Origin of the sequence: Pseudoxanthomonas sp. CF385 (genome assembly GCF_900104255.1) — a bacterium.
Taxonomy (GTDB): domain Bacteria; phylum Pseudomonadota; class Gammaproteobacteria; order Xanthomonadales; family Xanthomonadaceae; genus Pseudoxanthomonas_A.
Genome location: NZ_FNKZ01000002.1, coordinates 242,960 through 265,282, shown reverse-complemented (window position 1 = coordinate 265,282; position 22,323 = coordinate 242,960). Strand labels below are relative to the sequence as shown.

18 protein-coding genes are annotated in these 22,323 nt (G+C 68.4%); 10 read left to right on the top strand and 8 right to left on the bottom strand.

Annotated elements, in window-relative coordinates:
• Positions 1–14: 14 nt before the first annotated feature.
• From BLT45_RS11455 to BLT45_RS11420, 8 genes are all read left to right on the top strand, one after another.
• Positions 15–1,310, top strand: a complete 1,296-nt coding sequence (locus BLT45_RS11455; protein WP_093299852.1) for an O-antigen ligase family protein — start codon at positions 15–17, stop codon at positions 1,308–1,310.
• The gene (locus tag BLT45_RS11450) at positions 1,307–2,860 is read left to right on the top strand and encodes an oligosaccharide flippase family protein (RefSeq protein ID WP_093299849.1); all 1,554 of its coding nucleotides are present in this window, start codon (positions 1,307–1,309) and stop codon (positions 2,858–2,860) included. Before BLT45_RS11455 ends, BLT45_RS11450 begins: the two co-directional genes overlap by 4 nt.
• Entirely contained in the window at positions 2,857–4,203 is a 1,347-nt protein-coding gene (locus BLT45_RS11445; protein ID WP_093299846.1) for a phenylacetate--CoA ligase family protein, read from the top strand. Before BLT45_RS11450 ends, BLT45_RS11445 begins: the two co-directional genes overlap by 4 nt.
• 7 nt (positions 4,204–4,210) lie before the next feature.
• Positions 4,211–5,356, top strand: a complete 1,146-nt coding sequence (locus BLT45_RS11440; RefSeq protein WP_093299844.1) for a glycosyltransferase — start codon at positions 4,211–4,213, stop codon at positions 5,354–5,356.
• 28 nt (positions 5,357–5,384) lie between these two features.
• Entirely contained in the window at positions 5,385–6,026 is a 642-nt protein-coding gene (locus BLT45_RS11435) for a polysaccharide deacetylase family protein (protein ID WP_175455824.1), read from the top strand.
• A gap of 90 nt (positions 6,027–6,116) precedes the next feature.
• Positions 6,117–7,313, top strand: coding sequence for a hypothetical protein (locus tag BLT45_RS11430; RefSeq protein ID WP_254771870.1), 1,197 nt, complete (start codon positions 6,117–6,119; stop codon positions 7,311–7,313).
• On the top strand, positions 7,310–8,101 hold the full coding sequence (locus tag BLT45_RS11425) for a glycosyltransferase family 2 protein (RefSeq protein WP_139188004.1): 792 nt from the start codon (positions 7,310–7,312) through the stop codon (positions 8,099–8,101). The genes BLT45_RS11430 and BLT45_RS11425 overlap by 4 nt, the downstream gene beginning before the upstream one ends.
• Positions 8,102–8,103: 2 nt before the next feature.
• Positions 8,104–9,024: a glycosyltransferase family 2 protein gene (locus tag BLT45_RS11420; protein WP_093299838.1), complete on the top strand. Its 921-nt coding sequence runs from the start codon at positions 8,104–8,106 to the stop codon at positions 9,022–9,024.
• 9 nt (positions 9,025–9,033) lie between these two features.
• Here BLT45_RS11420 and BLT45_RS11415 read toward each other — a convergent pair whose 3' ends face one another.
• From BLT45_RS11415 to tviB, 8 genes are all read right to left on the bottom strand, one after another.
• Complete coding sequence (locus BLT45_RS11415) at positions 9,034–11,055, bottom strand: heparinase II/III family protein (RefSeq protein ID WP_139188003.1); 2,022 nt, start codon at positions 11,053–11,055, stop codon at positions 9,034–9,036.
• A 260-nt stretch (positions 11,056–11,315) separates the two neighbouring features.
• Positions 11,316–13,175 (bottom strand): heparinase II/III family protein, encoded by a 1,860-nt coding sequence (locus BLT45_RS11410; RefSeq protein WP_093299832.1) that lies wholly within the window; start codon positions 13,173–13,175, stop codon positions 11,316–11,318.
• Positions 13,176–13,185: 10 nt separating this feature from the next.
• Positions 13,186–14,487: an outer membrane beta-barrel protein gene (locus tag BLT45_RS11405; protein ID WP_093299827.1), complete on the bottom strand. Its 1,302-nt coding sequence runs from the start codon at positions 14,485–14,487 to the stop codon at positions 13,186–13,188.
• A 20-nt stretch (positions 14,488–14,507) separates the two neighbouring features.
• Positions 14,508–15,275: a P-loop NTPase family protein gene (locus tag BLT45_RS11400; RefSeq protein WP_093299822.1), complete on the bottom strand. Its 768-nt coding sequence runs from the start codon at positions 15,273–15,275 to the stop codon at positions 14,508–14,510.
• A gap of 9 nt (positions 15,276–15,284) precedes the next feature.
• Positions 15,285–16,877, bottom strand: a complete 1,593-nt coding sequence (locus tag BLT45_RS11395; RefSeq protein WP_093299817.1) for an XrtA system polysaccharide chain length determinant — start codon at positions 16,875–16,877, stop codon at positions 15,285–15,287.
• Positions 16,877–17,497, bottom strand: coding sequence for an XrtA/PEP-CTERM system exopolysaccharide export protein (locus tag BLT45_RS11390; RefSeq protein WP_093299811.1), 621 nt, complete (start codon positions 17,495–17,497; stop codon positions 16,877–16,879). Before BLT45_RS11390 ends, BLT45_RS11395 begins: the two co-directional genes overlap by 1 nt.
• A gap of 96 nt (positions 17,498–17,593) precedes the next feature.
• Positions 17,594–18,601, bottom strand: a complete 1,008-nt coding sequence (locus tag BLT45_RS11385) for an NAD-dependent epimerase (protein ID WP_093299806.1) — start codon at positions 18,599–18,601, stop codon at positions 17,594–17,596.
• 25 nt (positions 18,602–18,626) lie between these two features.
• Positions 18,627–19,916 (bottom strand): Vi polysaccharide biosynthesis UDP-N-acetylglucosamine C-6 dehydrogenase TviB, encoded by a 1,290-nt coding sequence (tviB, locus tag BLT45_RS11380; RefSeq protein ID WP_093299802.1) that lies wholly within the window; start codon positions 19,914–19,916, stop codon positions 18,627–18,629.
• Between the two features lie 216 nt (positions 19,917–20,132).
• Here tviB and galE point away from each other — a divergent pair, with 216 nt between their 5' ends.
• The gene (gene galE, locus BLT45_RS11375) at positions 20,133–21,149 is read left to right on the top strand and encodes a UDP-glucose 4-epimerase GalE (protein ID WP_093299797.1); all 1,017 of its coding nucleotides are present in this window, start codon (positions 20,133–20,135) and stop codon (positions 21,147–21,149) included.
• Between the two features lie 111 nt (positions 21,150–21,260).
• Positions 21,261–22,316: a diguanylate cyclase gene (locus BLT45_RS11370; protein WP_093299792.1), complete on the top strand. Its 1,056-nt coding sequence runs from the start codon at positions 21,261–21,263 to the stop codon at positions 22,314–22,316.
• Positions 22,317–22,323: the final 7 nt, after the last annotated feature.

Below are 22,323 nucleotides of genomic sequence, written 5' to 3'. Positions count from 1 at the left end.
AGCGACAGGGGATCATGTTCTTTTTCATGTTGGTGTACCTCGTCCTGGTGCTGATCAGGCCCCAGGACTACCCGGCGGTGGCCGAATCACCGGGTCCGCCGATGCAGTCCATCGCCCTTCTGCTGGCGGCCGGCCTGTTCCTGTTCTCGCAGCGCAAGTCCTTCAACCAGCCCCAGTTCCTGCTGATTCCGATATTCCTGTTCATCGCCATGGTGTCCAAGGTGGTGAACGGCTGGGCGGGCGGCGCACTGTTCGTGTTCTTCGTGTTCGCGCCGGTGTTGCTGGCCTACGTGCTGCTGGCGAATACGGTGGACACGCGCGCGCGCATGCAGGCGGTCATGTCCGTCTTCGTCGTCTGCGCGTCGGTGCTGGCGGTGCACGGCATCGACCAGGCCAGCACGGGCATCGGCTGGACCGGTGTGGAACTGTCGCAGGGCACGCGCATCCAGTACGTGGGCATCTTCAACGACCCCAACGACCTGGGCATGCTGTTCGTGATGTGCCTGCCGATGGCGTTCTACCTCAGTACGCGCGGCGGCTGGCTGGGCCTGAAGCGGCTGTTCTGGTGGACCGCGATCGTGCTGCTGGTCTGGGGCTGCTACCTGACCAATTCGCGCGGCACGCTGCTGGCCCTCGTCGCCATGCTCGGCGTCTACGTCTGGCGCACGCGCGGCATGTTCTGGGCGGGGCTGCTGGGTGCCGGCGCGCTGGGCGGGCTGATGATGCTGCCGTCGCGCATGCAGGAAATGGACGTCTCCGAAGCATCGGCGATGGGCCGGGTGGAATCCTGGTACGAAGGCATCCAGATGTTCATCGGCAGCCCGGTCTTCGGCATCGGCGCGGGCGGTTACTCGGACCTGCACGAGCTGACCGCGCACAACTCCTTCGTGCTGGTGCTGGCGGAAACCGGCATCGTCGGCTTCACCGTGTGGCTGGCGATCGTGGGCTACTGCTTCCGGATGATGCTGGCCATCGTCAACCGCGAGGACGACATCATCGACGACGTGCCGATGGACGTGCCCGACGAGGTCGCGCTGAAGGAGTGGCGCACCGACAAGGCGCTGAGCCTGTGCATGCTGATCTCGCTGGTCGGGTTCTTCACGGCGGCGTTCTTCCTGAGCCGCAGCTACGTCGTGATCCTGTACCTGCTGGTGGCGATGGTCGTCGGCCACTACACCCGCATGCGCAACACCTATCCCAGTCTTCCGGCCTTCTCTCTGGAGAAGGACATCATTCGTTGGCCCGCCTACGCCGTAATTGGCGTTATCGGTCTTTATGTGACCGTCAAGGTCCTGTTGGCGATGGCATGAACGAACGATCGCGCACGCTCAGCAACACCCTGTTCTCCTCGGTGGGCATGTACACCGAGTACGTACTCGGCATGCTCACGTCCATCATCATCGCCCGCCACCTGGGGCCGGACGGCTTCGGTACCTACAGCCTGGTGATCTGGCTGGTGGCCATGGGCGTGGCGACCACCAACTCGGGTACCGCCAGTGCCGCGATCAAGTTCGTCGCCGAACTGCGCGGCTCGGGCCACCTGGAGCAGATTCCCTACGTACTGAGCTACCTGCGGAAGGCGCAGCGGGTGTTCATGCTGTTCGTCCTGCTGGCGGGCGCCGCGCTGTTCATCTTCGCCGGTGACCACATCGCCCCCGGCATGAACCATACGCTGCTGCTGGGCTTCCTGATCGTCGGCGTGGCGCTGCGCTCGTCGTACATGTTCAACATCGGCGTGGCGAAGGGGTTCGAGAACTTCCGCGCGACGGCGATCGTGGCCCTGGTCTCCACCCCGATCAACCTGCTGCTGGTGATCGCCGCGTGGCAGCTGGATGCGCCGGTGGAGTGGCTGCTGGCGGTGTTCTCGCTGTCGGGCATCGTGTTCTACGTCATGTCGCTGCGTCAGATCCGCCCGCTGCTGCCGCCGCGCCAGCCCGGCGTGGTGCTGCCGCCGACGCTGCGTGCGCGGATCAGCCACCACATGCGCTGGACGGCGCTGACCGTGTCGGTCAGCTTCCTGGTCGCCAGCGAGGTGGAGGTGATGTTCCTCAACCTGTACGCCGACAGCCACGACGCCGGCCAGTTCAAGGTGGCGTACCAGCTCGCGGTCGGCGCGGCGGCGCTGGTGCCGGGCGTCTTCGGCGCGCTGCTGCTGCCGATGATGGCGAGCGCGCTGAGCCAGGGCCGTGAAGTCGCGGCGCGGCGGTTCGTCGGCACCACCCACTACCTGTCCCTGCTGGCGGTGCCGTTGATGGCGTTCGGCCTGGTGTTCGGCGACGACGTCATCCACTTGCTGTACGGCCGCGAATACTGGGCCGCAGGGCCGCTGTTCTCCGCCTGCCTGTTCGCCACCTGCATGACGACGATGGCGCAGGGCGCGTCGAGTCTGCTGGTCAGTGCGGACCGCCAGCGCAGCATCCTGGTGCTGGCCGCCACCTCCGGCGTGCTGAAGCTGACGCTGGCCGCCGTGCTGATCGCCCACTACGCATTGGTGGGTGCGGTGGCCGCCTATCTGATCGTGGCCGCGGTGAACGCCACGCTGTACATTTCGCTCGCGGTCAAGGTCAGCCATGCGCGACCGGCCTGGGGCGCGCTGGGCCGCGTGCTGCTGGCCGGTGCGCTGGCGGCCGCGCTGGCGTGGCCGCTGCGCGGGCATCTGGTGCCATGGGCGGCCGTGCTGCTGGGCGGCGTACTGCTGGTGGTGTCGTACGCGCTGTTCACGCTGCTGCTGCGCTGCTGGACGCGCGACGACATCGGGCATCTCCAGCTGCTGCACGGCCGATTCGCCGCGAGCCGTCCGCGCGCAGGCGCGCGTCTGCTCGCGTGGGCGCACGATCGCGCAGGGGAGGGGATCTCATGACCGGGCTGTACGAGCCGCTGTTCCGCCATGTGCTGTTCCCGGCTTACGAGTCGGGCATGCGCGGGCGCAAGACGCTGGCCTACCTGCGCGAGTACGAGCGCCAGCAATGGCTTGACCCCGAGCAGATCGACGCACTGCAGTGGCAGAAGCTGCAGCAGCTGATCCGCCACTGCTGGGATCACGTGCCCTATTACCGCGAGACATGGGCCGCGCTCGGCATCTCGGCGCCGGACGACATCCGCGACCGCGCGCATTTCTCGCGCCTGCCCGTGCTCGACAAGCCCACGATCCGCGCCAATTTCGAACGCTTGATCGCGGCGTCGTACAAGGACGGGCTGCTGTACAAGACCACCGGCGGCTCCACCGGCGAACCGCTGCGCTTCGGCTACACGCGCGAAAGCTACGAGCGTCGCGTGGCGGTCATGTGGCGCGGCTACGGTTGGGCGGGCGCCCGCCTTGGCCAGCGCACGCTCTATCTGTGGGGTACGCCCATCGGTGCCCAGAAACGCAAGGACCGGCTGTACCACAGCGCGTTCAACCGGTGCATGCTGAACGCCTTCGAGATGGACCGCGCGCGCATGGCCGAATATGCCGATGCCATCGATCGCTTCCGTCCCGAAACCATCGTGTCGTACGTGGCGCCGATCGTGGAAATGGCGGACTGGCTGATCGCCTCCGGCCGCCGGATACACGCGCCTGCGCGCATCCTCGGCGCGGCCGAGGCGTTGCACGCCTCGCAGAAGCAGCGCATCGAGCAGGCCTTCGGCGCGCCGGCCTACAACACCTACGGCTGCCGCGAGTTCATGCTGATCGCCGCCGAGTGCGAACACCGCGACGGCCTGCACGTGAACGCCGACCACCTGGTGGTGGAACTGGGCCATGGCGACGACGCCGGCACGGACGGTTCCCGCGAACTCGTGGTCAGCGACCTGCACAACTACGGCATGCCGCTGCTGCGCTACGTCAACGGCGACCTGGCCACGCCGGGCCATGGTCGCTGCGCGTGCGGTCGCGGACTGCCCCGGTTGGCCAGCGTGGACGGGCGCAAGCTGGACGCGCTGCGCACCCCGGACGGACGCTTCGTGCCGGGCGAGTACATCGTCTACGCCTTCCTGGCCGCGACGGGCATCCGCCGCTACCAGGTGGTGCAGAAGCGCCTGGACGCCTTCGAGATCCTGATCGTGCGCGACGAGGGATTCGATCCCTCGGTGATCGAACTTGTCCGGCGCGAGCTGGTCAAGGTGGTGGGCGACAGCGTCGCCCTGGATTTCCGTTTCACGGACGAAATCCCGCTGACGCCGACCGGCAAGCAGCGTGTCACCGTGTCTGAACTTGGGAGTTAGGGCGAGCGTGGAGATCGTGCATTTCGTCGAGAACCTGGATCGCGGTGGCCTTGAGCGCACCGTGGTGGACCTGATCGCGAGCCAGCGCGAAGCGGGACACCAGTGCCGGGTGATCTGCCTGTTCAAACTGGGCCTTCTGGCGAAGGAACTGCTCGCCAGCGGCGTGCGCGTGGATGCCTGTGGCAAGCGCCCCGGGCTGGACCTGCGCGCACTGCGTCGCGCGCGCGCGCTGATCCGGCAGTCGCCGGACGCCGTACTCCATACGCACAACGCGATGGCGCATTACTACGCGGTCATCGCATCGTTGGGCCTGCCGTTGAAGTGCCGGATCAATACGCGGCATGGCATGGGCGGCCGGGTGAAGAGCGGTCGCCAGGAATGGCTCTACCGCCAGAGCATGCGGTTCACCGACTACGCCGTCGCCGTGTGCGAAGCGGCACGGGAACGCTTTGCCGCGGAGGGCGTGCAACCGCAGCGCGGTCTGCTGTCGGTGCCGAACGGCATCCGCCTGGACCGTTTCAAGCCGGCCGATACCGCGGGACGCCAGGCGCTCGCCACCGAGCTGGGCTGGCCTGCGGGCAGCCGCATCATCGGCACGGTCGGTCGGTTGCAGCCGGTGAAGGATCACGCGCTGTTGCTCCGCGCGTTCGCCAAGGTGCGCATGCAGGTGCCGGAGGCCGTGCTCGCCGTCGTCGGCGACGGTCCCCTGCGGGCCGCGCTCGAGACGCAGGCCGAGCAGGCGGGGATCTCGGATGCCGTGCGCTTCATGGGCGACCGCCACGACGTGCCGCGGTTGCTGACGGGCATGGATGTGTTCGCGCTCTCGTCGGCCAGCGAGGGCTATTCGATCGCGCTGCTCGAAGCCTGCGCGGCCGGGCTGCCGATCGTGGCCACCGATGTGGGCGGCAACCGCGAGATCGTCCGCGATGGCGTCAATGGACGGCTGGTGCCGGCGGCCGACGTGGCCGCCCTCGCGACGGCGTTGATCGCGCTGCTGCGTGGAGGCGACGAAGCGGGGAGGATGGGTCGCGCGGGCCAGTCCTGGGCACAGGCGGAAGCCTCGTTCCGGACCATGGCCGAGCGTTACCATGGCCTCTACGATCCGCCGGATTGCGATTCGTGCACCATGGCCATGCAGGGACGCCTGTCGTGAGCCGCTTCTTTCCCCACATGCTTTCCCCATGAATCCACGCCCGCGACGACTCAAGCTGCTGCGCTTCCTGCCGAACGGCTGGTTGGCGACGGAAGGCCCTGCGGAGGACGGGAAGACCCTGTATCTGACCTTCGACGACGGCCCGCATCCGGAATTCACCCCGCCGCTGCTCGACCTGCTGGCGGAGCACGACGCCAAGGCCAGCTTCTTCCTGATCGGCCGCGAGGTGGAGCGCCATTCCGCGCTCGCGCGCCGGATCGCCGCGGAAGGCCATACGCTCGGCAATCACTCCTACTCGCATCCGATCTTCGATGCGTTGACCCTGCCGCAGCAGCTCGACGAGATCGAGCGCACGGAGCAACTGTTGCGCGGCATCGATGGCCGCGCTCGGCACGCGTTCCGGCCCCCGCGCGGGGTGCTCACGTTCCCCATGCTGGCGCGCCTGGTGAGCCGCCGTCACCGGATCGACTACTGGTCCTACGACAGCCTGGATTACAGCCGGCGGCCCGTGCCCGAACTGCTGGAGACCATCCAGCGCGTGCCCCCGCGCGGCGGCGACATCGTGCTGATGCATGACGACAGCGAACACTCGCTTACGCTGTTGCGGGAATTGATTCCCACCTGGAAGGCGCAGGGTTTCGACCTGCGCGCGCTGCCGCACCTGCACTGAATCCCCGCCCGGCTGGCCGGTACGCCGCCGTTGCCGCGTTCTCGTGGGTGACGGAGGCGTGAGCACACGCCGGAAAAGCAAGGGGGACGCTTGAACATTCTGGTGTGGCTGACGGTTCCGGTGGCGATCCTCGCGGTCGCGGCGCTGGCCGTGTGGAAGCTGCTGCGCTCGCGCAACATGGAGATCTGGATCGGCAGCTACCTGCGCAGGCCGCGGGTGACGGCGACGCCGGGCCCGGTGCATGTCATGTTCTGTTTCGTCGACCACTTCGAGCCGATGTGGCACGGCGCGGATGAAGCCAAGCAGCGCGAGCGCGTCGATCGCTGGTGCCGCGACTACCGCACCCTGGCCGGCCGCCACCGCGATGCCGACGGGCGGCCGCCTCAGCACAGCTTCTTCTATCCCGAAGAAGAGTACGTTCCCGAGTACCTCGACAAGCTGTCCGCCCTCTGCGCGGACGGCTATGGCGAGATCGAAGTGCACCTGCACCACGACAACGACACCGAAGCCAACTTCAACGAGGGCATGGCGCGCTTCTGCCGCGTCCTGCACGAGCGCCACGGTGCGCTGCCGCGCGACCCGGCCACCGGCGAGCTGCGCTTCGGTTTCATCCACGGCAACTGGTGCCTGGATAACTCGCGTCCCGATGGCCGCTGGTGCGGGCTGGACAACGAACTGATCCTGCTGCGCGACCTGGGGTGCTACGCCGACTTCACGTTGCCGTCCGCGCCGAGCGACACGCAGACGCGCACGATCAACAGCATCTACTACGCCACCGACGATGCCCACGCACCCAAGTCGCACGACACCGGCGTGCCGGTGCGCGTCGGCGGAGAGGCGAGCGGCGACCTGATGCTGATCCAGGGCCCGCTGGGCCTGAACTGGAAGGACCGCCGTTTCGGCCTGATGCCGCGCATCGAGAACGCCGACGTGCGCAAGGGCCAGCCGCCCACGCCCGAACGCGTCGACGCGTGGGTCCAGGCCGGCGTGCACGTGCAGGGGCGGCCGGAATGGGTCTTCGTGAAGATCCACACGCACGGCACCCAGGAAGGCGACATCGACACCTTGCTGGGTCCGCCGGTGGATGCAATGCACGACTATCTGGAGTCCGCCTACAACGATGGCCAGAAGTACGTGTTGCACTACGTCAGCGCGCGCGAGGCCTACAACATCGTGAAGGCGGCCGAGGCGGGCAAGCAGGGCAATCCCGGCGACTACCGCGATTTCCACCTGCCGGCGCCGCGCGCGTCGTGGGCGGGCGGACGGCAGGCGCAGGCGGCCGCATGAACGCCGCCGTGCCGCTGCCGGCCGTCGATCCGCCCTTCGTCAGCGTGGTGATGCCCGTGTACAACGCGGAAGCCACGATGGCGCGTTCGATCGACTCCGTGCTGGGGCAGAGCCACCGGCACGTCGAGCTGATCCTGGTGAACGACGGCTCGCGCGACGGATCCGCCGCGATCATGGAGGCCTACGCCGAGCGCGACCCGCGCGTGGTCGCGGTGCACCAGGCCAATGGCGGTGTCGCGGCGGCGCGCAACCGCGGGTTGCAGGCGGCACGTGGCACGCATGTCGCCTTCCTCGACAGCGACGACTGGTGGGACGCCGACAAGCTGGCCATCCAGCTCGCGCACATGGCGCGCACCGGCGCCCGCGTCTGTTACACCGCCTATCAGCGGGTGGCGGAAGATGGCCGTGCGTTGACGATGGTCGTGCCGCCCGAGCGCGTGGACTACGCGGGCATGCTCTACAGCAACCGCATCGGCAACCTGACCGGCATCTACGAACGCTCGCTGGGCGACGTGGCGTTCCAGAAGATGGGCCACGAAGACTACGTGTTCTGGCTGGACCGCGTGCGCCGCGCCGGCCATGCCGAACGCGTGCCGGAGGGCCGCCCGCTGGCGTACTACCTGGTGCGCGGCGGTTCCGTATCGTCGAACAAGCTGCGCGCGGCCGGTTGGCAGTGGCGCATCTACCGCGAGATCGAGCGGCTGAACTGGCCACGGTCGGCCTGGTGCATGCTGCATTACATGGCGCACGCGCTGCTGAAGCGAAGTCCCGTTTCGAGGCCCGCCTGACCATGGCACCGTCTTCCCCCGCGACGGTCGCCGATTACACAGTCGTGATCCCGGCCTTCAACGCCGCCTCCACGCTGGCGCATGCGCTGGACAGCGTCATGGCGCAGACCCTGCCCGCGCGTGACGTGATCGTGGTCGACGACGGATCGCCGGATCGCGAGGACATCGCCCGCGTCGTCGCCGGCTACGGCGGTCGGGTGACGCTGCTCCAGCAGGAGAATGCCGGACCCGCGGCCGCGCGCAATGCCGGCGTCCGCGCGACCGGTGGCGAGTGGATCGCTTTCCTCGATGCGGACGACAGCTGGCTGCCGCACAAGATGCAGGCGCAACTGGCGCTGACGGAAGACGCGGATGTCGGTCTGCTGCATGGCGCCGCGCGCCTGGATCGGATGTCGCTGCCCGCCGAGATGGACTTCGAGCACCTGTGGCGCGCCAACCGGATCTGCACATCGATGACCGTGGTGCGCCGGAGCGTGTTCGAGCGCCTGGGCGGCTTCTTCGAAGCGCGCGAGCTTGTAGGCGCGGAGGACTACAACCTGTGGCTGCGCATCGCCCACGCCGGTTGGCGCGTGCGCGCCAGCCCGGGCCTGGTCGGACACTACACGCCGGCGGAGGGCAGCCTGACCAGCCGGATCGAGCGGTGCGCCATGGCCGAGATCCGCAACGCGAAACAGCTGGGCGCGCTGCTCGGACTGTCCGACCGCGACATACGCTGGAAACTGCGGGCGATCCGTACCGATTTCGCGCGCCACCTGATCCACGCGCGTCGCCCGATGCCTGCGCGGCAGCTGTTGGCGCGTGCCCTGTTCGAGCGCCCCACGCTGGAGCGCATCGGCCTGATGTCGGTCAGCTATGTGCCGACGCAGCTGCTGGACATGCGGCGCCGCCTGCGCGCAGGCGGGCGGCGTTCGCTGTCCTCCTGACCGGGCAGGTCAGATCTCGCTCAGCTCGACCACGTAACCGGTGGTGCCGCCCTGCACGTCGATGCGGAAGCGGGCCCCGTCCTCGACGTACTTGCCGCTGCTGAAGTTCGAGTTGATCGTCGCGTTCGCCGGTTCCAGCACGCGCACGCGCAGGCGGCCCGCCGTGGCTTCACGGCTGTTGACCAGGGTCGGCTGCACGGGCACGTTCACCTGGAACGTCGCGGTCGTGCCGCTGGTGATCGAGAACGTATCGCGGACGGTCAGGCGGCGATTGGCGAAATTGAAGTTGCGCTGCCAATTCGTCACGGCGTCGGCGTTGCAGAACGACGGCGTCAGGTTGGCGTCGGCCGTGAACGCGCCGCCGGAGCCCGGCGTGACCGACAGCGTCGAGGCCTTCGTGGTGGACTCGCACTGGCGGGCCACGGTGCCGTTGCGGGCGAAGCGCACCAGGTTGTGCACATCGGTGCCCTGGTTGATGCCGCTGCGGCTCCAGATGTTGGCGGTGACCGCCAGCCAGTCGCCCGAGAAGAGCGTGAACGAGCCCTGGTCCTGGTGCGCGTGGCTCTCGTTGTACGGGCCGGCGACGATCGCCACCCACATCGCGTCGCGGGTCCAGCCGGTGCGGGCGAACAGGTGGCCGGTGCCGCGGGCGTGGTAGATCAGGTCGGTCGGGACGGTCGCCGTCGCACCCACCGGAAGCAGGTCGTAGCGGTAGTTGAAACCCGAACCCATGCGGGCGATCGAGATGTTGTTGAGCCACCAGGTCGCCTGGTTCTGGACCACCGGGTTGGTCGCCACCGAACGCGCTTCGAGCACCAGGCGGCGATGGTAGTCGTAGATGTCCGGCACCGAACTGCGCGCCTGGTCGCCGATGGGCGCGAAGCGGTCCATCGTCGGGACGGTCGCATGGATCCAGTAGGGAATGCTGTCGGACGCGTGGCTGTTGGCGTTGGCCAGGTCCATGCCGGTCGCGTCGCGCCAGATCCGGTACAGCGAGAACAGGCGCATGTGCGAGGTGCCGTAGCCGGTACCTTCGCTGCTGCCGCCGCCCGGCAGGCGGGCGAAGTAGGTCTGCAGCGCCGCCAGCTTGTTGTCGCGAAGGAAGTTGAACCAGGTGCTGTTGCCGGTGGCCAAGGCCCAGTACATCGTCGCTTCGACGAAGCTGTAGTAATAGTTGTTGCCCGGGTTGGTCACCGACCAGCCCGACCACGGGTGGCTGCGGCCGCCCCATTGCGCGCTGTTGTAGTTCCAGACGTTCCACACGGCCTGCTCGGCATAGGCCGACCAGCGGGTGCGCTGGCTGGAGGTGATGCTGCCGGCGCAGGCGGTCAGGGTGGAGGCGACGTCGGCGATCATCGGGCCGACTTCCAGGTACGAGTCGCCCGCGACGGCGGGACGGCCGCCGCCGGCGATGGCGGACTCGGCGGCGGTCACCTGCTCTTCGACCATCTGGATGGCCAGCGTGCAGTACTTGGCCTCGGGCGAGAGCTGGTACATCAGGGCCGCTTCGGCGGCGCTGAAGCCGTAGCCACGACTGCCGGCGACCGCCGAATCCACCCAGCCCTTGAAGCGGGTGTAGGCGGCGGAGCTCTTGTCGATGGGCGGCACCGGCAGGGGCAGGTTGACCACCCGGGGGCGGGAGTTGTTCGCGCTGACGTGGCCGCCGCTGCTCAGGACGGGGGTGGCGTCGACGCCGGCGACCGGCGTGCGGATGCCGAAGGCGCCCGTCGATCCGGCCTCGCTCATCACGGAAGGCGCAAACCCGCTGCGCTCGCGTGCGCGCCGGGCAACCTTTGCGGAGGAGGTGGTGCGCGTCCAGAAGCGGACGATGTTGTCGCGCCCTACGTCACGCAGGTCGGCGAAATCGTCTTCCGCCCGATCCCAGGTAGCGGAAGCGAAGGCCTGGGCGCGCAGGCCCAGCAAGCCTCCGGCGGCGCTGGCGGCGGTCAACGTGGTGAGCGCGGCAGCGCCCAGGAAGAGGGCGATCGGGAGACGGCGGGCGGTACGGGGGGGGACGGACGTGCGCGACAAAGGGGTTCTCCTGGCAAGAAAACCGCGCGCAATAGACAATGGAAGACGACAGCCCTGAGGCTGGTGGCTACCCGCTGCAGCGCCCCCTCGCTACATGCGATCCGCGCAACGGCGGGCGGATCATAACGTGGGGCATTTTCAAAAACGGACGCCTTGGGTCACAGAAACGTGAAACTGTTCAGCTGACGGCAGGGGAATTCACGGGAGTGTGATGGCCTGCCCGCTGGCCGGCACGGGACCGGGCCGCACCGTGACCGGGATCATTTTTCGCTGAGTTCGACGGTGTATCCGTCCTGGCCGCCGGCCACGTCCACCCGCCATCCGCGACGGAATTCCTGGGGATCGTCGTCGCTCCAGGTGTGCACGCGAAGGGTCGCGTTAGCCGGCTCGAGCACGCGGATCCGCAGGCGTCCGGCCGTGGCCTCGTTGCCCTGGACGACGGGGCGCTCGGGCACGTTGACCTGGAAGATCGCACGGGTACCCGCGCCCAGGCGGAAATCGTCGCGCACCAGCAGCTTGCGGCCGCCGAAGTCGATCCGGCGCTGCCAGGATTGCAGCGCGGGGTTGTCGCGGTACACCGGGGTCAGGTCGGCGACGGCCGTCACGCCGCCGTCCGGGCGCGGCGTGACCGTCACTTTCGAGCGGGAGCGCGTGGACTCGCACTGGTGCACGACGGCATCCCCGCGCGGCGCGGCGCACTGCTGGGCATCGGGGTTCGCACGCTCGAAGCGCACCACGTTGTGCACCGGCGTCCCCTGCTGGATGCCGCTGTGGGTCCAGATGTTCTCGGTCACCGCCAGCCAGTCGCGCGCGAACAGGGTGAAGCCGCCCTGGTCCTGGTGCGCGTGGCTCTCGTTGTAGGGACCGGCGACGAAGGACATCCACATGGCGTCCTTGCCCCAGTCCGTGCGGGCGAACAGGTGGCCGGCGCCTTCGGCGTAATAGACCAGCGCCTTGGGCGCGTCGTCCGCATCGCCGGCCGCCAGCAGGTCATAGCGAGAGTTGAAGCCCTGGCCCATGCGCGGGACGGAGATGTTGCGCAGCCACCAGGAGGAGAGCGCGAGCGCGTCGGCGTCGGTGGTGGACTGGCGCGCCTCGAGCACCAGCCGGCGGTGGTAGTCGAACAGCTCCGGCACCGAACTGCGCGCCTGGTCGCCGATCGGCGCGAAGCGGTCCAGCGTCGGCACCGTCGCGTGCACCCAGTAGGGAATGCTGTCGCGCGCGTGCGTGCTCGCGGCGGCCAGGTCTTCACCGGTGCTGTCCTTCCACAGCCGATAGAGGCCGAACAGGCGCATCTGCGCGGCGCCGTAGCCGGTGCCCTCGCGGCTGCCGCCGCCGGGGAGGGCGGCGTAATAGGCCTTCAGCGGGGGCAGGCGCCGTTGCCGCAGGTCTTCCATCCATGTCGGGCTGCCGCTCACCAGCGCCCAGTACATGGTGGCTTCGATGAAACTGAAGTAATAGTTGTTGCCGGGGTTGTCGATCGACCATCCGGTCCACGCGTGGGTGCGGCCACCCCATTGCGCGCGCGCCGGGTTCCAGACGTTCCAGACGGCCTGTTCCGCGTAGGCCGACCACCGCTGCTGCTGCTCGGGCGGGATGCCGGCACGGCACGCATGCAGCGTCATCGCCAGGTCGGCGATGCGTGGACCCACTTCCAGGTAGGAGTCGCCGGAGATGGCCGGGCGGCCGCCCGACGCGATCGCGCTTTCGGCCTCGGCGACTTCCTGTTCGACCATGCGCACGGCCAGCTTGCAGTACTTGTCGCCGCCGCCGGACAGGGCCATCAGCGCGGCATCGCTGGCGGAAAAGGCGTACCCCGGACTGCCGGAGACGGCGCTGTCGACCCAGCCGCGGAAGCGGCCGAAGGCCGGCGACCGCCGGTCGACGGAGGACAGGTCGATTTTCAGCTGATCCACCCCGGTCGCGACGGCCGGAGCGGCGGCTGCCGTCGGTGTGGCGGCGGGTGGCGGGGCGGTGGCGGCTTTCTCGGCGGGCTGCGCCGTGCTTTCGGGCGCGTCCGCCGCGCCGCAATGGCCGATGGCGGCGGCCACCAGCGCGAATCCGAGCAGGATCGCGCTGGGAATGCCGTGGGTCTTCAGCTTGGAAGGCGAGGCGCGCATGCCGGGGCCCTCAACGGTTGGAGTAGGCGACGCTCAGGTAGACGATGTTCTGCGCCACGTCCTGGTTCACTTCGGTGCTCTCGCGCTTGTAGCGCTCGGCATGCAGGCGCACCGACCACCGGCGCACCCACTGATACTCCAAGCTCGCGCCGACGCGCGTCGTCTTTTCCTCGCGTCCGAGCTGGGTGTAATCCAGGCGCTCCCAGGTGGCGTAGCTGCCCAGCGAGAGGCCGCGCCGCATCAACCAGTGCAGGTCGAAGCGCGAACCCCGCGTCTTCTGGTCGAACTCGTCCGACTCGACGTAGTCGCGCTTCTGCACGAACGGCGTCAGCGAGAGGTTCAGTCGGGTGCCGGTGAAGCTGTAGCCCAGGTCGAGACCGCGGACCTCGTAGGGCGATGCGTTCACCACCGCGTCGCCGGTCAGCACGTTCACCGGCACGGTGGATTCGGACTGGATGCCGGCCAGGGCGTCGGTGGCGGTGTCGGAGAACTGGCTGGAGACCACTGCCGTGAGCTGACTGCGCGGCGACAGCGTCCATTCGGCGTCGGCGCGCAGCAGCGGTTCGGAGCGCGATTCGCCCTGGCGGTAGTCGATGCGCGAATAACCCAGGTCGGCGCCCAGTTGGAAATTGGCCAGTTCGCGCACGTAGCGACCGTAGAGGTCGTAGCGGTTGTAGTCGCGCGCGACGACGTCATCGTCGAAGTCGACGCGCTGCGCCTGCAGGTTCAGCGACACGCGGCTGGTGGGGCTCAGCTCCTTGATGGTGCGCACCGCGCTGGCGAGACGCTGGGAGTTGAACTCGTCGGTCACTTCCGCGTGGCTGTTGACGTAGCGCAGCTCGGCCTGGCCGTGCAGCGATGATGTCCAATTGAACAGCAGCGTGGGGCCGGCGGAGAACACGTTGACCTGCTGGCGGTTGCCGGGGCCGTCGGGGACCAGCGAGTCGACCGGCTGCACGGTCAGGTTGTCTTCGACCAGGAAGAACAGGCGCTCGGGGATGGCGACCCAGTTCATCCGCCCGGAGAGCGTGCCGTCGACCGTGTCGGCGAAGATGTCGTCCTCGTAGTCGCGATACTCCGCACGGCCATCGAGGTTCAACTGCAGCGCGGACACGTTCTCGGTGATGCTGAAGCCCAGGCCGGCGCGCAGGTAGCGCTGCTCGATCGGATCGCTCGGCGCCATCGTGACGTTGCTGTTGCGCTCCATGCCCAGGTCGACGGTGTAGTCGACGCGGGCGGCGGCCGCGTGGCCGGAGAACGCGGCCAGCACGGACGCCGCGAGGGCGGAAATGCGGAGGCGGGAAGGTCGCATGCCGGGGCTCCTTGGCGTTCTCAGGGGATTTCGTTGAACACCACGCCGGCCACCTTGTCGGCCGGGAAGCTGCCGATGGCCTTCTCCAGCTTGTCCGGGGTGACCTTGCCGTAGCCGGCCACCAGCACCACCAGGTCGGCCAGTTCGGACAGGATGCGCGCGTCGGGCGAACCGAGCACCGAGGGGCTGTCCAGCACCAGGTAGCGGTCCGGATAGCGGCTGCGCAACGAGTCGACCATCGCGCGCATGCGGAACGAACTGAACGCTTCGCCCGTCATTTCGCGCTGGCGGCCGCTCGGGATCAGGCGCAGGCGCGGCACGCCGGTGCGGTACAGGATGCGGGCCAGGTCGGCGTCCGAGTCCTCGAGGTAGTCGATCAGGCCGCCGTGGCCCGCGTCGACGTGCAGGGCCGTGTGCTGGGTGGGATGCAGCGCATCGCAGTCGATCAGCAGCGAGCTCTTGGTGTCGTCGAAGGCGAACGCCGCCGCGAGGTTACGGGCGACGAAGCTGCCGCCGCAGCCGTGCGAGACCGGCGCGACGAGGGTGACGAAATTGCGTTCGCCGCCCAGCGTCAGCAGGCGCGTGCGCAGTTCGCGGAAGGCGTCGGCCTGCTCGCGGACCGAATCGTTGCGGTGGATGACGCGGCGCTCCTCGAGCTCGCGCGGCGTCAGTGCCTTCGGCTCGTCCATGAGGGCCAGCGAGCGGGAGGGTTCGGCGCGGTGGGGCACGCCGTGCAGTCGTTCGTTGTCCGGGGTCACGGGCTTTTCCATGGTGGCGTATGGGTTCATGGCAGGGCCTCAGGCGGCAGCAAGCTGCTTGAGGCCGAAGGCCAGCCCGTACGCGAGGATGACGAGCGCCAGGATGCCGACGCTCATCGCGTTGCGGCTGAGTTCCTGCCGGCGATCACGCGGCGAGTGGTAGGTCGGCACGACGGTCAGCAGGGGACGGTCGGTCATCCGCTGCAGCTGTTGCGCCGAACGGATGCGGGGATCGAACCGTGCACGCAGGAACAGCAGGCCCAGCGGGATGCCCACGGCCATCAGCAGGCCGCCGATCGCGAAGTGCATGAAGCGCAGGCCGGTCGGCCGCAGCGGCATCGTCGCGGGATCCTGCACGCGCAGGGTCAGCCCGCGTTCCTCGCGGTCGAGCTGCATCGAGACGCGCGCGTTCTCGCGACGGCGCAGCAGGTCCTGGTAGATGTCGCGGTTGACCTCGTAGTCGCGGGTCAGCTCGGCGAGCGCGCTTTCCGAATCGGCGATGCGGCGGCTGCGGTTGAGCTCGTCGCCGAGCATCGATTCCGCGATCGACATGCGCGAGGCCGTGGCGGCCACTTCGCGCCGGGTCTGCGCCTGCTGGCTGCGCAGTTCCTGGTACAGCGGGTTCATCTGCGCTTCGTCGAACGGGCTGGCGCCCTGAGGGGCGGACGCGCGGCGGTTCTGCTCGTTGGTCATGGCCTGCTGCAGGTCGGCCATCTGGTGCCGCACACGGACCACGTCCGGGTGCTGCTCGGTGTAGTTCAGCAGCAGCCGGTCCAGCTGGCCCTGCAGCTCGAGCAGCTGGCCGCGGTACAGGCTCTCGCGCGTCTGCACGGCCGTCACCGCCGACTCGCCCGACAGCTGCGAAGCGATCGCGCCTTCGCGCGAACGCTGTTCCAGCAGCGACATGCGGGTCTGCTCGACCGTGGTGCGCAGCGCGCTGATGCGGGTGTTGGCGTCGGTGGCGCTACCGGGCTGCGCGTCGGTGTTCGCCGAGCGGTACTGGCGCAGGCGCTCTTCCGCCTCGAGCAGCTTGGCGTGGTAGTCCTGCACCTGCTTGTCGATGAACTCGTAGGCCTCGCGGCTCTCGCGTTCCTTCGCCGCCAGGCTTTCCTTGATGAACATGTCGCCGAGGCGCTCGGTGACGTCGTAGGTGCGCTTGGCGTCGCTGTCGCGGTAGGCGATCTGGATCAGGTTCGGGCGCGGGCTGGTGATCGCGATGCGGCCCTTGATCTGCTCCATCAGGCGGTCCTGCTCGATGGCGCTGGGCTTGTCTTCCAGCCAGCCACCGGTCTTCATCGCGTCTTCCAGCACCTTGCGGCTGTAGATCACCTGCCGGGCGATGCCGGCGCGGTCGACGACTTCGGTGGCCACGGCGCGGCCTTCCAGCAGCGGCTGGATGATGTCGCTTTCCTGCGCGAGGATCGTGGTGGAGGCGGTGTAGTTCTTCGGCAGCACCAGCAGGCCGACCACCAGGGTCAGCAGCGCGACGGCGGCGAAGATGCCGACCAGCGCCACGCGGTGGCGGCGCGCCTCGCGGAGCAGGATGGGCGCCAGGTCGTTCGGCGAAAGGGCACTGGACGGCGCGGCCGGCGCGGAATAACCGCGCCGTGCGGGAAGGTTGCTCTGGCTCATCAGAAGGTACGCTCGGGGACCGTGATGACGTCGCCCGGCGACACGGTGTAGTTGGTGCTCAGGTCGCCGCGGTTGAGGATGCGGTCCAGGCGCACGGCGTAGGTGCGGGTCTCCTCGGGCGTCTTGCGGTGCAGGTCGGAGCGGTCGGCGGCGGCGAACTCGGTGACGCCACCGGCGGCGAGCACGGCGTCCAGCACGGTCATGCCGGGCCGGAACGGCAGCGAGACCGGCTGGCGGACCGCACCGGTGACGCGCACGCGCGAGAGGTATTCATGGCTGCGCAGGTCGGTGAGGATCACCGCGACCTGGGGGTCGCGCACGTAGGTGGCCAGGCGTTCCTGGATGTCCTTCGAGACTTCGGCAGGCGTGCGGCCGCCTGCGGCGACGTCGCCCACCAGCGGCACCGAGATCATGCCGTCGGGGCGCACCGGCACGGTGATGCCGAGCTCCGGATTGCGCCACACGGATACCTGCACGATGTCGTCGACGCCGATGTGGTAGGCATCGGTGGCCAGCGTGCTGGTGGTGGGCGGAGCGCTCTCGCTGCCGGACGACGTCGCGCACGACGCCAGGAACACGGTCAGAAGGAGGGCGCTGAGGCCGGTGAAGACGCGTTTCATCGAGGATCCCCTGTATCTGCTGATGCCCACTACAACGGGGGCGACAGGGGAATCCGGCCAATGCGGGCGCCTGAACGGCGCCCCGGCGCGCGGGCCTCAGGCCTGGTAGAACGCGCGGTACCACTCGGCGAAGCGGCGCACGCCCGTCTCGATCGGGGTCGAGGGCGAATAGCCGGTGTCGCGGCTCAGCGCTTCCACGTCCGCATAGGTATCCGGCACGTCGCCCGGCTGCAGCGGCAGCAGGCGTTTTTCCGCCTTGCGGCCGAGGCATTCCTCGAGCACTTCGATGTAGCGCAGCAGTTCCACCGGCTGGTGGTTGCCGATGTTGTAGACCCGGTAGGGGGCCAGCGAGCTGGCCGGGGTCGGCGCCAGCGGGTCGTAGCCCGGGTCGGCGCCGGGGACGCGGTCCAGGGTGCGGATCACGCCTTCGACGATGTCGTCGATGTAGGTGAAGTCGCGGGTGTGGCGCCCGTGGTTGAACACATCGATGGGTTCGCCGGCCAGGATCTTCCGGGTGAACAGGAAGAGCGCCATGTCCGGCCGTCCCCAGGGCCCGTACACCGTGAAGAAGCGCAGGCCGGTGGTGGGCAGGTTGAACAGGTGGCTGTAGGTATGCGCCATCAACTCGTTGGCCTTTTTGCTGGCCGCGTACAGGCTGACCGGGTGGTCGACGCTGTCCTCCACCGCGAAGGGCAGCTTGCGGTTGGCGCCATAGACCGAACTGGACGACGCGTAGACCAGGTGCTCGATGCCGCGATGGCGGCAGGCCTCGAGGATGTTCAGGAAGCCGGTGATGTTGCTGTCGACGTAGGCATGGGGGTTCTCGAGCGAGTAACGCACGCCCGCCTGCGCGGCCAGGTTCACCACCCGCTGCGGCTTGAAGTCGTCGAACGCGGCTTCCAGCGCGGCGCGGTCCTCCAGCGAACCGCGCACGAAGTTGAAGCCCTCCTTCGGCGTCAGCCGGGCGAGCCGGGCTTCCTTCAGGGTGGGGTCGTAATACGCGTTGAGGTTGTCGTACCCCAGCACTTCATCGCCGCGGGCGAGCAGGCGCTCGCTGAGGTGGGAGCCGATGAAGCCGGCGGCGCCGGTGACCAGTACGCGCATCAGGTACTCCTGGGGGAGGAAGGGATTACAGGCAGTCGTCCACGGCGTGACGGGGCAGGGTGCGCTTCACGTCGAACACCACCGCTCCCGGCTTGCCGAAGCCGCGGATGCCCTCGGCGCCGCGCTCGCTGAACTGCTTGTGCGCCACGGCGAGGATCACCGCATCGTACTGGCCCGCCTGTGGCTCCGCCACCAGATCGAGCCCGTATTCGTGCTTGGCCTCGTCGGCGCTGACCCATGGGTCGTGCACGTCCACCTGCGCGTTGTAGCTGCGCAGTTCGGCGACGATGTCGACCACGCGCGTGTTGCGCACGTCCGGGCAGTTCTCCTTGAACGCCAGGCCCAGCACCAGCACTTTCGCGCCGGCCGTGGGCAGGTTGCGGCGGGCCATCAGCTTGGCCACGCGGCGCGCCACGTGACTGCCCATGCCGTCGTTGATGCGGCGCCCGGCCAGGATCACGTCGGGGTGGTAGCCGATCTGCTGCGCCTTGTGGGTCAGGTAGTACGGATCCACGCCGATGCAGTGGCCGCCGACCAGGCCGGGGCGGAACGGCAGGAAGTTCCACTTGGTGCCGGCGGCCTCGAGCACCTCGTGGGTGTCGATGCCGAGGCGGTGGAAAATCAGCGCCAGTTCGTTGATCAGCGCGATGTTGACGTCGCGCTGGGTGTTCTCGATCACCTTGGCCGCTTCCGCCACGCGGATGCTGCTGGCCTTGTGCGTGCCCGCGGTGATGATGCTGCCGTACAGGGCATCCACGAAGTCGGCGACCTCCGGCGTGGAGCCGGAGGTGACCTTCATGATCGTCTCCAGGCGATGCTGCTTGTCGCCCGGGTTGATCCGCTCGGGGCTGTAGCCCGCGTAGAAGTCCTGGTTGAAGGTCAGGCCCGATTCGCGCTCGATGATCGGCACGCAGGCCTCTTCGGTGGCGCCGGGGTAGACCGTGGATTCGTAGATCGCCACGGCGCCCTTGCCGATGGCCTTGCCCAGCGCGCGGCTGGCCGACTCCAGCGGCCGCAGGTCGGGGCGCTTGTAGTCGTCGATCGGGGTGGGCACGGTGACGATGAAGACATTGCACCGGGCCAAGGCTGCCGGATCGTCGCTGAACTCGAGCTGCGGCGTGTCGCGCAATTCTTCGGAAGAGACTTCCAGCGTGTGGTCGTGATGGGTGCGCAGTTCCGCCACGCGCTTGCCGTTGATGTCGAACCCCAGCGTGGGGTACTTGCGGCCGAAGGCCACGGCCAACGGCAGGCCGACGTACCCCAGTCCGATCACGGCGATCCTGGCCTGGTCCAGGGTGGGCAGTGGAGCGTTCATCGTTGTGGAAATCCCCTGTAGGTGTCGCTAGTAGAAGAGTCTATACGGTGGCGCGGTACGGACGTTCCCCGGTCCGTGCCCCGTGTCCTGCCGATCAACGTCCAAACCGTCGAACGCAGGACACGCGGCGCATCGTTGGCCTGATTGCGCCGCGGCTTGCGTATTCCTCCAGTGATCGTCCACAGGAAGGGACGTCGACACGACCGGGGAGTCGAGATGCGGATCCTGTTGTGCGGTGGCGCGGGCTACATCGGCGCGCATGCCTACGTGGTGCTCGTCGAGCGCGGCCACGATGTGGTGGTGGCCGACAACTTCAGCAACAGCTCGCCGGGCGTGCTCGCGCGCCTGCAGCAGATCACGGGCCAGCCGGTCCCGTTCCAGCCGCTGGACCTGCGCGACCGCGAGGCGGTCACCGGCTTTTTCGCCCGCCAGCACTTCGATGCCGTCGTGCACTTCGCCGCGTTGAAGTCGGTCGGCGAATCCTGCGAGCGGCCGCTGGACTATTTCCACAACAACATCGGCGGCACCCTCAACCTGCTGCACGGCATGCAGCAGGCCGGCGTGAAGCGGATGGTGTTCAGCTCTTCCGCGACCGTCTATGGCGACCCCGCGAGCGTGCCGGTGCGCGAGGATGCGCATCTGCAAGTCACCAATCCCTATGGCCGCACCAAGCTGGTGATGGAAGAGCTGATCGGCGACCTGTGCCGCGCCGATCCCGATTTCCATGCGGTGAACCTGCGCTACTTCAACCCGGTCGGCGCGCATGCCTCGGGGCTGATCGGCGAAGACCCGGGCGGCATTCCCAACAACCTGATGCCCTTCATCTGCCAGGTGGCGGTGGGGCGGCGCGAGCGCCTGAGCGTCTTCGGCGGCGACTGGCCCACGCTGGACGGTACCGGCGTGCGCGACTACATCCACGTGATGGACCTGGCGCGTGCGCACGCCGACGCGCTGGACTTCGTCGCGCGCGAGCGCCGCAACCTCACCGTCAACCTCGGTACCGGGCAGGGCGTCAGCGTGCTGCAACTGGTGAAGGCCTTCGCCGAAGCCGCCGCGCGCGACATCCCTTACCAGGTGGTCGCGCGGCGTCCCGGCGATGTCGCCGAAGTCTACGCCGACCCTTCTCTCGCCCAGCGAACGCTCGGCTGGCGGGCGGAGTTGGGCGTGGAGGCCATGTGCCAGGATGCGTGGCGCTGGCAGTCGCTGAACCCGCAGGGGTATCCCGCCGCCTGACGCGGCGATGTGATCGGGTTGGCATAACACAGCGTGCGACCCGGCGTCGCAGGCTGGTGCGGTGGACGCGATTGGCCGAGAATCCGGCCAACCCATTGCCCTTGGATCCGCTTGCCCATCGATGCCGCGCGCGACATGGCGGAACAGAACCGCTCACGCTACGGCCTGCGCATGTACCGCATGCGTGCGCTGGGGCTGGGGCTGGGAGGGCTCTGCGTGGCGGCGGTGCTCTGGGAGCACGGCGCGCCGCCGTCGCTGTGGGTCCTGCTGGCGGTCAACGCATTCCTCTGGCCGCATCTGGCCTACCTGCGGGTGAAGGCGCACCAGGAAGAGCCGCTGCAGGCCGAGTTCCAGAACCTGACCCTCGACGCGGCCATGGGCGGCTTCTGGATCGCCGCGATGCACTTCGATGCGTTGCCCAGCATGCTGCTCGCGGTGATGCTGACGATGGACAAGATCATCATCGGCGGCGCGCGCTTCGCACGACGCACGCTGGGGGCGATGGCGTTGACCTGCCTGGCCGCCAGCGCGGCGTGGGGGTTCGCGTTCGATCCGTACACCAGTTATCCGGTCGTCCTGGCCTGCCTGCCGTTCCTGGCGATCTATCCGATGGCGATCGGCCTCGCCACCCATTCGTTGTCGCGCAAGGCGCGCCAGCAGAAGGACCTGCTGGAGAAGATGGCGCGCTTCGATGCCGCCACCGGCCTGATGAACCGGCAGCAGTGGCTGCACGCCGCAACCGCCGAACTGCAGCGCTACCAGCGGCTGACGCGGCCCGCCGTGCTGGTGCTGATCGACATCGACCGCTTCAAGGACATCAACGATGGCTACGGCCACACCATCGGTGACGAGGTGGTGGAGGAGTTCGCGCGCCTGCTGAAGGCCTGCCTGCGCGACACCGATACCGGCGGCCGCTACGGCGGCGACGAGTTCGGCATCGTCATGCCGAACACGCGCTGGGAAGAAGCGATCGTGGCCGCGGAGCGTCTGCGTCGGCAGGTGGCGGCGTATTCCTTTTCCGCCCGCGGGTTGCGCTGCACCGTCAGCATCGGCCTGTCCGAACCGCATCCGGGCATCGCCTCGGTGTCGGACTGGATCAACAGCGCGGACGGCGCGCTCTACCGCGCCAAGGCGCAGGGCCGCGACTGCATCGTCGTAGGCTGCTGAGCGCGGG